The 12300-nt window shown below is 57.9% G+C and carries 12 protein-coding genes; 5 read left to right on the forward strand and 7 right to left on the reverse strand.

Features of this window, described 5'->3' with window-relative positions; genetic code table 11:
• Positions 1-32: 32 nt before the first annotated feature.
• Positions 33-599, reverse strand: a complete 567-nt coding sequence (locus I9187_RS10855) for a hypothetical protein (protein WP_245223191.1) — start codon at positions 597-599, stop codon at positions 33-35.
• A gap of 30 nt (positions 600-629) precedes the next feature.
• A complete protein-coding gene (locus tag I9187_RS10860) occupies positions 630-1112 on the reverse strand; it encodes an Lrp/AsnC ligand binding domain-containing protein (protein ID WP_171176036.1) in 483 nt (160 codons plus the stop codon).
• A 108-nt stretch (positions 1113-1220) separates the two neighbouring features.
• Here I9187_RS10860 and putA point away from each other — a divergent pair, with 108 nt between their 5' ends.
• Together putA and I9187_RS10870 are read left to right on the forward strand one after the other, a co-directional pair.
• Entirely contained in the window at positions 1221-4619 is a 3399-nt protein-coding gene (gene putA / locus I9187_RS10865) for a bifunctional proline dehydrogenase/L-glutamate gamma-semialdehyde dehydrogenase PutA (protein ID WP_209940190.1), read from the forward strand.
• Between the two features lie 42 nt (positions 4620-4661).
• On the forward strand, positions 4662-5405 hold the full coding sequence (locus I9187_RS10870; RefSeq protein WP_209940191.1) for a rhomboid family intramembrane serine protease: 744 nt from the start codon (positions 4662-4664) through the stop codon (positions 5403-5405).
• A gap of 12 nt (positions 5406-5417) precedes the next feature.
• Here the strand turns inward: I9187_RS10870 and I9187_RS10875 are convergent, their stop codons facing one another.
• Complete coding sequence (locus I9187_RS10875) at positions 5418-6203, reverse strand: inositol monophosphatase family protein (protein ID WP_171176041.1); 786 nt, start codon at positions 6201-6203, stop codon at positions 5418-5420.
• 98 nt (positions 6204-6301) lie between these two features.
• Positions 6302-7207, reverse strand: coding sequence for a LysR family transcriptional regulator (locus I9187_RS10880; RefSeq protein WP_171176278.1), 906 nt, complete (start codon positions 7205-7207; stop codon positions 6302-6304).
• 94 nt (positions 7208-7301) lie between these two features.
• Here I9187_RS10880 and metF point away from each other — a divergent pair, with 94 nt between their 5' ends.
• Both metF and I9187_RS10890 read left to right on the forward strand, forming a co-directional pair.
• Positions 7302-8168, forward strand: a complete 867-nt coding sequence (gene metF / locus I9187_RS10885) for a methylenetetrahydrofolate reductase [NAD(P)H] (protein WP_171176043.1) — start codon at positions 7302-7304, stop codon at positions 8166-8168.
• 230 nt (positions 8169-8398) lie between these two features.
• On the forward strand, positions 8399-9064 hold the full coding sequence (locus I9187_RS10890) for a J domain-containing protein (protein ID WP_171176045.1): 666 nt from the start codon (positions 8399-8401) through the stop codon (positions 9062-9064).
• 59 nt (positions 9065-9123) lie between these two features.
• Here I9187_RS10890 and I9187_RS10895 read toward each other — a convergent pair whose 3' ends face one another.
• Positions 9124-9642 carry a YHS domain-containing (seleno)protein gene (locus I9187_RS10895; RefSeq protein WP_171176047.1) on the reverse strand — a complete coding sequence of 173 codons (519 nt, stop codon included), beginning with the start codon at positions 9640-9642 and terminating at the stop codon, positions 9124-9126.
• Positions 9643-9878: 236 nt separating this feature from the next.
• On the opposite strand from I9187_RS10895, the gene yghU reads away from it, so the two are divergent.
• Entirely contained in the window at positions 9879-10757 is an 879-nt protein-coding gene (gene yghU / locus I9187_RS10900) for a glutathione-dependent disulfide-bond oxidoreductase (RefSeq protein WP_171176049.1), read from the forward strand.
• Positions 10758-10817: 60 nt separating this feature from the next.
• On the opposite strand, the gene I9187_RS10905 is transcribed toward yghU, so the two are convergent.
• Positions 10818-11606: an SseB family protein gene (locus tag I9187_RS10905; protein ID WP_171176051.1), complete on the reverse strand. Its 789-nt coding sequence runs from the start codon at positions 11604-11606 to the stop codon at positions 10818-10820.
• Positions 11599-12186, reverse strand: coding sequence for a uracil-DNA glycosylase family protein (locus tag I9187_RS10910; RefSeq protein WP_171176053.1), 588 nt, complete (start codon positions 12184-12186; stop codon positions 11599-11601). Before I9187_RS10910 ends, I9187_RS10905 begins: the two co-directional genes overlap by 8 nt.
• Positions 12187-12300: the final 114 nt, after the last annotated feature.

The raw sequence follows: 12300 nt of genomic DNA on the forward strand, positions 1-12300 counted from the left end.
CCACCGGCTATTCGGATACCAAGGCCCTATTGTCAGATGTCCTTTCCAGGCGGTTCCAACAGACCACCCGGCTCTATCAACGCCCGCTCTGACAGCCAGGGATTGAGATCAAGAGCCTCAGACAGTGCCGCTCGCGCATCCTCCAGGCGCTTCAAACCCAGCAAAGACAAAGCACGCCCGCTGAGTGCCCCAATGTGGTTTGGCGACAATTCAATTGCGACGTTCAAGTCTTGCAAAGCCACACCAAAATCCTGCCTGAGGTAGTTTACAAAAGCTCGCTGATTGTAACCTTCAGCGTAGGTCGGACAATAGTCGACAAGTTGGTTGAAGTCGTCCAAGGCGCCCAGCAAATCCCAAGCTTCTCGTCGTGCCATCCCCCGATCCAACAAGGTTTGTGATCGAGAGTCCGGTGCATCCGTCCAAAGCACCCACATCTGATCCGAGATGGCACGCGCGTCGCTTTGCGACTTTGCCTTTTGAACCTGCTTAATGAGCGCCTCAACCCCTTCCGTATGATCCGGAGACATAGGGCATGTTTCAGCGAGCGCCAAAAGCGGAAAGGCGATCATAAGACTCGTGGCAGCGAATACTCGTTTCATGCCCCTAGGGTGGGTTGAAATCCTGTTCCGTCAAGCCTGTTGTTCAAACCCGCCAAGCATACCGGTTTCTTTAACAGCCTCCATCGCCACAAAAGTTGACGTGCTGGCAACATGCGGCAGGGATGAGATTTTCTCGGCCAAGACACGACGGTACTCGGACATCGTGGCGGTGCGAACTTTTAGAAGATAATCGAAATTCGATGCAATCATATGCGCCTGCTCGACTTCGGCGATCTTACGGACAGCGGCATTGAACTCGGCCAGCGCCTTTTCGCGCGTGTCCGTCATGCGCACTTCGACAAAAGCCACGTGATCCAGCCCAAGGCGGATCGGATCCAGCATTGCCCGATACCCCTTAATCACTCCGCTCGCCTCCAACCGCTTGAGCCGCGCCTGTGTCGGGGATTTCGACAAGCCGATCTCGCGCGCCAGATCGGCGACCGAAGCACGACCGTCTTCAGCCAAAATTTTCAGAATCGACCGATCGAACCGATCCAGATCAGGAAAGTCCATTTGCACTGCCTATTTCCACAAAATCAGAACACTTGCCTTCGGATACATAAATTTTGGGCCATTGTCCTGTATTTTCCACCCTATATTAGCGCAAAGACCGGAGGACTCATGTCACACAGCCTGCGCACACTTATCGACACGCCAACCTATGCCGATCAATCGGCTGTCCTTGATACCCTGATCACTCAAGCAGACCTGACGGATGCAGATCGTGTCACAATCTGCGCCGCCGCGGCGCAGTTGGTTCGCGACATCCGCTCCAGCACTTCGCCGGGGTTGATGGAAGTGTTTCTGGCCGAATACGGCCTGTCTACTGATGAAGGCATCGCATTGATGTGTTTGGCCGAAGCGTTGCTGCGCGTGCCGGATGCTGACACTATCGACGCGTTGATCGATGACAAGATCGCTCCGTCCGACTGGGGCAAACATCTGGGAAAATCCTCGTCATCGCTGGTGAACGCGTCCACGTGGGCGCTGATGCTGACCGGTAAGGTTCTGGACGAGGGCAAAGCCTCTCCGGTCGGGGCATTGCGAGGGGCCATAAAACGACTGGGTGAGCCAGTGATCCGAACCGCCGTGGCCCGAGCGATGAAGGAAATGGGACGGCAATTCGTTCTGGGTGAATCCATTCAATCCGCGATGGATCGCGCCCGTGGAATGGAGGGAAAGGGCTATACCTACTCCTACGATATGCTGGGCGAAGCCGCGCGGACTGAGGCGGACGCAGCGCGCTATCACCTGTCATACTCCCGCGCTATTTCGGCCATTGCCGATGCTTGCACCCATGACGACATCCGTGCCAATCCAGGTATCTCGGTCAAGCTGTCCGCCCTGCATCCTCGCTATGAGCTGGCGCAAGAACAGAGGGTCATGGACGAGTTGGTCCCGCGACTGCGGGCTCTTGCATTGCTGGCCAAAGCCGCCGGCATGGGTCTGAACGTCGATGCAGAAGAGGCAGACCGCCTGTCGCTATCGCTGCAGGTTATCGAAGCGGTCATGTCTGATCCGGCCCTCGCCGGGTGGCACGGGTTCGGTATCGTGGTGCAGGCTTACGGACCGCGCGCCGGGCTGGTTCTGGATACGCTGTACGACATGGCGCAGCGCCACGACCGCAAGCTGATGGTGCGCCTGGTCAAAGGGGCCTATTGGGACACCGAGATCAAACGCGCGCAAGTCGAAGGCGTGGATGGGTTTCCGGTGTTCACCCACAAGGCGGCAACCGATGTTTCCTACATCGCCAATGCCCGCAAGTTGCTGAACATGACCGACCGAATCTATCCGCAATTTGCCACCCATAACGCCCATACGGTCAGCGCCATTCGGCATATGGCTGACGAGCAGCCCTATGAGTTCCAACGCCTGCACGGCATGGGCGAAACTTTGCATCAGATCGTGATGAACAAACAGAACACCCGGTGCCGGATTTATGCGCCGGTCGGGGCGCATCGTGACCTGCTGGCATATCTGGTGCGACGCCTGTTGGAAAACGGGGCAAACTCTTCTTTCGTGAACCAGATCGTCGATGAAAACGTGCCCCCGGAAGAGGTCGCCGCAGATCCGTTTGTCATTGTACAGACGCCGCCGCCCGCCCTGCCGACAGGGCCCGAGCTGTTTCAACCAGAACGCCCTAACTCCAAAGGGTTTGATCTGCACCACACACCCACTCTGGATCGGATCGAGGCGGCGCGGGATGGGTTCCGGGCCTATCACTGGTTTGCTCAACCTCTATTGGCCGACAAGGCCAAACCAGAGGCCGAAGAACCTGTTACCAACCCGGCCAACCCGCAGGACCGGCCCGGATTCGTTGCGCCAGCCAGCGCGGCGGATGTAGAGTTGGCCCTGGCCTCGGCCAACCCCTGGGACACACCGGCTGCTGAGCGTTCGCGCGTTCTGAACGCTGCTGCCGATCTTTATGAAGCGAACTATGGCGAGCTTTTCGCCCTTCTTGCTCGCGAAGCCGGGAAATCCCTGCCTGACGCGGTGGCGGAACTGCGCGAGGCGGTGGACTTCCTACGGTATTACGCGGCCAACATTCCTGCGGCCAAGCCTGCGGGTATTTTCACCTGTATCAGCCCGTGGAACTTCCCTCTGGCCATTTTCTCAGGGCAGATCGCAGCGGCGCTGGCCACCGGAAATGCTGTGTTGGCCAAGCCTGCACCGCAAACGCCATTGGTTGCGCATCGCGCCATTCAATTGATGCACGAGGCGGGCGTACCGCGCGACGCACTGCAATTGCTGCCCGGAGGACCTGCTGTAGGCGCAGCGCTGACGTCGGATGAACGCATTTCGGGTGTGGCCTTCACCGGGTCGACAGCCACCGCGCTCAAAATCAGGGCCGCGATGGCCGAGAACATGCGCCCCGGTACGCCGCTGATCGCGGAAACTGGCGGCTTGAACGCAATGATCATCGACAGCACGGCCCTGCCCGAACAAGCAGTACAATCAATCATCGAAAGCGCCTTTCAGTCGGCGGGTCAGCGTTGTTCAGCCCTGCGGTGTCTGTATCTGCAGGAAGACATCGCCGAAGACGTGCTGACAATGCTCAAAGGGGCAATGGACGCGCTGAGCATTGGAGATCCTTGGCTGATCTCAACCGATTGCGGCCCGGTGATCGACGCGCAGGCCCGGCAAGGCATAGCTGATCACGTGGCCAAAGCGCGCAGCAAAGGGCGGGTTCTGAAAGAGCTTCCGCTGCCGCCCGAAGGCACTTTTGTTGCCCCTACCCTGATCGAGGTTTCTGGTATTGCCGCGCTGGAACGCGAGATTTTCGGTCCTGTGCTGCACGTGGCCCGATTCAAGGCGCAGGAGATCGACAAGGTCATCGCCGAAATAAACGCCACTGGATACGGGCTGACCTTTGGACTGCACACGCGCATCGACGACCGGGTGCAGCATGTGACCGAGGCGATCCATGCGGGCAACATCTATGTGAACCGCAACCAGATCGGCGCCATCGTTGGCTCTCAGCCCTTTGGGGGCGAAGGGCTTTCGGGCACCGGCCCCAAGGCGGGTGGGCCGAACTACATGGCCCGCTTCTGTGCGCCGGATCGTCAAAATGCGGCGGATACCTGGCGTGCTATAGCCGACTTGCCCGCCCCTCAAGGGCAGCCTGTGCCGGTCAAAACTCAATCCTTGCCCGGTCCCACAGGTGAATCAAACCGCCTGAGCGAATACCCACGCTCACCCTTGCTGTGTATGGGCCCTGGAGAGGCCGCAGCGCGCGCGCAGGCCGAGGCTGTTCAGGCGCTTGGCGGTACGGTCATTCAAGCGATCGGGATGCTGGACCTGCACCGGTTGGAAAACCTGACCGACATCTCAGGCGTGTTGTGGTGGGGGGATGACGAAACAGCCCGGCAGATCGAGCAGCATCTGGCGCGCCGCGACGGCCCAATTCTGCCGCTGATCCCCGGCAAGCCCGACCGTGCGCGGGTTCTGGGCGAACGTCATGTCTGCGTCGACACGACAGCTGCGGGCGGAAACGCTGCGTTGTTAGGAGGTGCGGCATAAGCTTGCATTGACGCTGGGCGCGCAAAAGCCCAGCGTCTCATCATGTTTCCGATCCGTGACCATAACCCTTCGGGGCGCACGCCTTACGTTGTATATGCCCTGATGGCCGCCAACATCCTGATCTTTCTCAGCTATGTGGGGATCATGGATGAAGGGCCGAAGATCAGCAGGCTGTTTTATGACTACGCCATCATCCCGGCGCGGGTCAGCGACGGGTTTGGGTTGGAAACCCTTGTGACATCCATGTTCCTGCACGGCGGCTGGATGCATCTGGCGGGAAACATGCTGTTCTTATGGATCTTCGGAGACAACCTGGAAGACGAGATGGGCCACCTGCCCTTCCTTCTGTTCTATCTGGCAGCTGGGATTGGCGCTGGCCTCATTCACATCATCACTGGGCCGGACTCTCGGGTGCCGACCGTTGGCGCCTCGGGCGCGATTGCAGGTGTGATGGGCGGGTATCTGCTGCTGTTTCCGAAAGCACGGGTAGATATTTTGCTGATCCTGATCGTCTATTTCAGGGTCTTCACCATTCCGGCCTTCATCATGCTGGGGATCTGGCTGGCGATACAGTTCTTTGGCAGCATCACCAGCAATCCAGACGAAGGCGGTATTGCCTATTGGGCCCATACCGGAGGCTTTGCCGTGGGTTTGATCCTGTGCATACCGCTTTGGCTGCGGCGTGGAGGCGCGCAGTTCTGGGACCGCACCCGCGGGCACCCGCCCCACCCCGAAGCGAAGTACAAGCTTTCGCAGTCACGCATTCCACGTGTTCCGCGCAAGTAAGTTAAAAAGTGCTTAGCCCCGGATCACTTTGGCGAACTGATCAAAGATCGGTTCGTTCGAACAGATCACTTCACCATCCTCCAGAACACTGCCTTCGGGGTTCAAAGCCTGTACAAAGCCGCCAGCCTCTTTCACGATGATGATACCAGCCGCCAGATCCCACGCGTTCAGGCGGCGTTCCCAGAAACCTTCGTACCGGCCAGCGGCGACATACGCCATATCAAGCGCAGCAGCACCCCAGCGACGCACACCAGCGCAGGCGGGCATCAAACGCGCCAGATCTTGCAGGGTCGCCGGCAGATCCGAACGACCCCCAAAGGGCAGACCAGTCGCGAAGACCGACTCGATCATGCGGTGACGGCCCGACACGCGAATGCGGGTGTCGTTCATCCATGCACCCTCGCCTTTTTCGGCAAAGAACATCTCATCCTTGGCTGCGTCATAGATCACACCGGCAACAATCTTGCCCTTGTGTTCAAGCGCGATTGAGATCGCCCAATGCGGCAGGCCGTGCAGGAAGTTGGTGGTGCCATCCAGCGGGTCGACAATCCAGCGGCGGGTCGGATCTTCGCCGTCAATCGCGCCACCTTCTTCGGCCAGCCAGCCATAGGTTGGTCGCGCGCCCAGCAACTCTTCTTTCAGGATGGCTTCGGCGGCGATATCGGCCTTTGAGACGAAGTCTCCCGCGCCTTTCATCGACACCTGCAAATTCTCGACTTCACGGAAATCCTTGACCAAAGAACGCCCCGCTTTGCGCGCGGCTTTGATCATGATGTTGAGATTTGCACTGCCAACCATTGTCAAAAGGCTCCTGTCCGGTCAAACCGCGCGTATACTGCTGCAATGCGCCCTTGCCAAGAGGAATGATACGCATAACAGACCCCCGGAAAACGCCGTTACTGGGATTGCAGCTTGCGCGCCTCATCTCGGGCCAGTTTCACCAGTTCCTGAACGTAAGGTTTCTCAAGATCCTCCGACCGGATCGCAGCGTACAGGCGTCGCGTGATCCCTTCTTTTGTCAGGGGCCGGGTCACGTAATCCGAGTTATATTTGACCTCGCGCACAACCCAATCCGGCAGGACCGAAACCCCCCGGTTTGACGCGACCAGCAGCAGTATTACGGCGGTCAGTTCCACTTGGCGGATTGTTGCGGGCTCAACCCGTGCAGGGATCAGCAACTGGCTGAACACATCCAGACGCGTGCGCTCGACCGGATATGTGATCAGGGTTTGTCCCCGAAAATCTTCGGCCTCGATATACTCTTTTTCAGCCAGGGGATGGGTTGAAGCCGCCACAAAGACAGCGTTGTAGTCAAACAGCTCCACAAACTCGACACCCGGCAGGTCTTCGGGGTCGGACGAGACCACCAGATCTACCTCTTCCTTTTGCAAGGCCGGAAGCGCGTCAAAGGCCAGACCTGGGCGGATGTCCACATCGACATCGCCCCAAGACTTTCTGAAGGCTTCGAGCACCGGAAACAGCCATTCGAAACAGGCGTGGCATTCGATTGCGATATGCATCCGCCCGGTGCGCCCGTCCCTCAGCGAAGAAAATTCATGCTGAGCGGCCTCAACCTGCGGCAGGATCTGTTCAGCCAAGCGAAGCAAGCGCAACCCGGCGGCCGACAGTTTCATGGGTTTCGAGCGGCGCAGAAACAGTTCGACCCCCGCCTGATCCTCTAACCCTTTGATCTGATGGCTTAACGCAGACTGAGTGATGTTCAACTGGTCTGCTGCACGGGCCAGCCCACCGCATTCATGGATCGCTTTGATAGTACGCAGGTGCCGGAACTCAATGTGCATTTCGAACAGCATTCATGTTGTTGTTGAATAATATGAGTTTGTCTCACATTGTCCGCCATGGCACAAGAGGCTCAGATGATCCAGCGAGGCCGTTATGTCCAAACCTGAAATTTCCTTTGAGTTCTTTCCGCCCAAAACTCTGGAAGCCTCTTTTCGTCTTTGGGACACGGTTCAGACCTTGGCTCCATTGGACCCTCGCTTTGTTTCGGTCACCTATGGTGCAGGTGGCACGACACGTGAACTTACACGCGACGCGGTCTCGACCTTGCATAAGTCGTCAGGGTTGAACGTCGCTGCACATCTGACCTGCGTCGATGCCTCACGGCAGGAAACATTGGAGATCGCCGACACGTTTGCGCGCGCCGGTGTGCAGGACATTGTTGCCCTGCGCGGTGACCCGCCGAAGGGTCAGGACAAATTCGAACCCCACCCCGACGGATTTGCCAATTCGGTTGAGTTGATCGAAGCCCTGGCCGAAACCGAGATGTTCAGCATTCGCGTCGGCGCCTATCCAGACACTCACCCAGAAGCCGCAGATATGGCTGCTGATGTTGATTGGCTTAAGGCCAAGCTGGACGCTGGTGCTGATGAAGCTCTGACGCAGTTTTTCTTCGAGGCTGAAACCTTCTTTCGGTTCCGTGACGCCTGTGCCAAAGCGGGAATCGATAAGCCGATTGTGCCCGGCATTCTGCCGATCGAGAACTGGGCAGGTGCCCGCAATTTCGCCAAGCGCTGCGGTACACATATTCCTGTGTGGGTCGAAAACGCCTTTGAAAAAGCTGTGCGCGACGGGCGTGAAGATTTGCTGGCAACAGCGATCTGTACCGAGCTGTGTTCAGATCTGATCGATGGCGGCGTGGATAAGCTGCATTTCTACACCCTCAACCGCCCGGAACTGACGCGGGATGTATGTTTCGCACTCGGCATTACGCCGCAGGTTGAACTGGAAAACGTCGCCTGACTTACCAAAATCATCAATGATTCGCCCGGGTTACGTTCACACTCGGGCGATTTTCATCCTACTTTGTGCAAACTGTTTCACACTCTCATAACCAAATTCACAGTTTTCGCGACAATTGAATCTCAAGATCCCAATTGTTATCCGCACCCCCGCAAATCCACCCCGAAATTTGACAAAACTATGTCCAGGGCGACACATGGGGCGTGTAGTTTGTAATGAGTGTTTTGAGTATGGAACCTGTAGATAAAGTGCGTGCGCGCACCGATGCCCTTGCAGATTTGGGATTACCCCCATCTGCCAGTTCCCGCGAAATCCGAGAGGCGTGGCGACAGATCGCCTTTCATTCGCATCCCGATCACAGGGAAGGGGACAGTTCTGGGTTTTCACGCGCCAAGGCCGCCTATGACTTTCTGCGGAAAGAAGGTTTGGCAAAAAAAGGTGGGGGCAATGCTGGCCCGACTCAGCCGCGCCGTCCCCGTTTGAAAAAGCGGATCATTGAACTTCCGCAGGAAGAAGTTTCGGCCTGCAAGGCAATGCTAAGTCCCGATCAGGTGTTGTCACATCGACACGGCGAAGATGATGCACCAGGCATACCCGAAGCGTGCGTATCGGACCATGTACCGGACGCAGTTGGCTGCTACGGTCGGCATTTGACCTACTTCGTCACCACGCCTGTGCATCATGGCGCAAATCGGGTGGCTCTGCCGACCACGGTGCTAAGCGGTGCGCGACATACCGAGGCAGAGATCCTGAGCTTTCAGTCCAAGGATACCGGCGCCGGAGAGGTGGTGATCCCGGACACGATCCGTGAACGCAAATTCCCAGGGGCCAAGAGCGTGAAGATCCGGTTTGACGCCGATCAGGACATCCGGGATCAATTCTGGCTGGCGGGTTGATCGCAAAAAGCCCGGCTAAGGTAGCCGGGCTTTGAACTTTTCAAAGTCTCGTTGTCAGATCAGTTGGTAATAGGACCTTCCGAGGTGAATTTTGGGATAACATTGGTCGAGGCGTCCGAGGATTCGATGCCTGGCCAGTTGCCTTCTGCGATGTTGATGTTGCCCGGCACATCTTCTTCCCAGAAGCCAACAACCACATCGGTGATGTTCAGATAAAGCTTGTCATCGACGATGCGCCACAGGTTAGGGTTGGCCGGAACTTTACCGCCCTTGGACACACCATAAGCGCAGTGGCCATCATATTGCGGAGCATAATAGGCCGGGTTCTCAAGGAACTTGTCACGGTTTTCTTCAGTCGCGAAAGCCCAGGTTGCGCCGTTGTATTCTGCGGTTATATCAGCGTTTCCGCGCACACCTTCTGGCTGTGACTGGCCGATCGAAACCTGATCCAGGCTGCGATAGGCAACAACGTCATAGCCCGAAACCGCAAAACCGGTTCCATCAACATATTGAGGTCCGGCAAAAGCGGGTACCGCCAAGGCCATGGCTGCAGCGAAGGTCAATGCAAAGTGTTTCATGTGGTCTATCCTTTTCGTATCAACTGTGTCCGTGGAGCCGTCATGGCAGGTCTGCCAAGACAATATGCGATTCCCGCGCGGTTCGTAGTCCTCCTAACGCCCCTGTGACCCCGCACGGGAAAACGTGAGAGTTTGGTCGCGGATTGTTACAGAAAAAGCCTGAAGCACCGGGTTGGACTCGGCGATTTGCAATATTAGCTGTAAGACAGCCATGGTATAGGCATGAAAGGCAAGAGATGAGCGACCAATTCCCCTACACCCCCCCAGCGGTCTGGACCTGGGACAGTAAAAGCGGCGGCCAGTTCGCCAATATCAACCGGCCGATTGCCGGTGCGACCCACGACAAAGACCTGCCTGTCGGACGCCACCCCCTGCAGCTGTATTCGCTGGCCACGCCCAACGGCGTGAAGGTCACTGTGATGCTGGAAGAGCTTTTGGCGCTAGGCCACGAGGGGGCCGAATACAACGCCTGGCTGATCAACATCGGTGAGGGTGATCAGTTTGGTTCGGGCTTTGTCGATGCCAACCCGAACTCAAAAATCCCCGCCCTTTGGGATCGGTCGGGCAAAGAGCCTGTTCGCGTGTTCGAAAGCGCCTCGATCCTGTTCCATCTGGCCGAAAAATTTGGAGCGTTCCTGCCCGCGTCCGGCCCTGAGCGGACCGAAGTGATGAATTGGGTGTTCTGGCAGATGGGCAGCGCGCCCTATCTGGGCGGCGGGTTCGGCCATTTCTACGCCTATGCACCCGAGAAATGGGAATACCCGATCAATCGTTTCGCGATGGAGACCAAGCGCCAGCTAGACGTTCTGGATCGGGAATTGGCGGATAAGACCTTCATCGCTGGAGACGAGTACACGATTGCCGACATGGCGATCTGGCCGTGGTATGGCCAGCTGGTTCTGGGTCGCCTCTACAGTGCTGCCGAGTTCCTGGATGTTGAATCATACAAGAACGTCATGCGTTGGGCCAAAGAGATTGACGCGCGTCCAGCAGTTCAGCGTGGTCGAATGGTCAACCGCGCCTTTGGCGAGCCGCACACGCAGCTTCACGAGCGCCATGACGCCAGCGATTTCGAAAACCGTACGCAGGACAAGTTGGAAGCGGCTGCGGAGTAACCGCATTCCAAGCGAAACACCACGCGGTGCAACGTGCGCCGCGTGTTTGCGTCTTGTCGGTTACTTCAGAATTGGCGGGTTGTCAGGGTTGCTGCCGGGGGCTTCCCGCATCGGCTCAGCCACCTGCGGCTGAGGCAGATCAAACCGAAGCCCCACTTTGGCCAGCAACGCGGCAGTGGGCGCACTGGCCGCGAAAAAACCAACATCCATTGCACCAGCCTCGATCCCGGAAAAGGTCAGCGCCTCGGACGCGGCCTTGGCCAACGCGGCCTCGGCCCCGTCAACTGCATCGACAAAGCCCAACATATGCCCCTGTGCGCCGGCCTCTGACTTGGTTGCAACCAAATAGGCGGCGCGCGCCAGCCCGCCCGCGGTTGCCAGTTTGGCATCCAAGGCGGTCAGCAAAGTATCGGGCAAGCCAGACGGCGGCATGAATTCAGCCAGCTTTTCCTCGACCTCTTGTGGATCGTGTTGCAGCGTTTCGGCCAGCCACTCCAATGCCTCTGCCGGCACCAGCATCGATGAAGGCGCGGTTTCCAGGTTCAGGCCCAGCCCAATCACCTGCCCTGCCAGCATCCCGGAAAGCACCCGCCCTGAAAGCGCCACGTAAGGTACAGGGCGACCTGCGAACTGCGCCAACCGTTCCTCTCGGTCAAAGGCCAGCACATAGCGCCCATCCGCTACGTCGAACAATTCGGGCGAGATATTCTCGTCCTTCGCTTCCTCGGTCAGCATCAGGAACAGCTCGCTGTCGGCAAGCCGCTCAAAGAAACGTAGCCGGGCGGCATCGTTTCGCGGATCCGCCTGCATCGCGGCATGTGCTGCGTCCAACGCCGTGGTTTCAGTCATTCAACACCTCTTGGACCCGCGCGCGCAGAACCGGCAAAAGCTCGGTCTCGAACCACGGGTTTTTCTTCAACCATGCCGTATTGCGCCAGGACGGATGTGGCAAGGCAAAGACCCGCGGCGCATGGTCCTGCCAGCCTTGCACGGTGCTTGTGACCGAACCTCGCGCACCAAGGTGATACTTGTGCGCATGACCACCAACCAAAACGGTCAGCGGCACCTGGCCCAAAACGCTCATCACCCGATCATGCCAGGTCTTTCGGCACACGGCGGGCGGCGGAAGGTCCGCGCTGCGTGCATCGTAACCGGGAAAGCAGAACGCCATAGGTACAATCGACACGCGGTCACGATCATAGAAGATCGTCTCATCAATCCCCAACCATTGCCGAAGCCTGTCACCTGACGGATCGGTAAAGGGCCGCCCCGACTCGTGCACTTTCGCACCTGGGGCCTGCCCTGCGATCAAAATGGGCGTACCAACGCGGAACCAAACAACCGGGCGGGGTTCATGGGCTGTTTCAGTCTGCGCAAACTTATCAGCACACAGTCGGCAAGCGCGAATTTCCTCGGCAAGGCTGTCCATCGGAATTCAAAACCTCTTGCGGCCCAAGTGTCACGATGGGGAACATAGGGTCCACCAGCCACACCGCCAATGCAGTTGTCACAGGTTTTACCGCAATGCATTGATCATTTGTTT

The sequence above is a fragment of the Ruegeria sp. HKCCE4148 genome (assembly GCF_017872495.1).
Classification (GTDB): Bacteria; Pseudomonadota; Alphaproteobacteria; order Rhodobacterales; family Rhodobacteraceae; genus Ruegeria.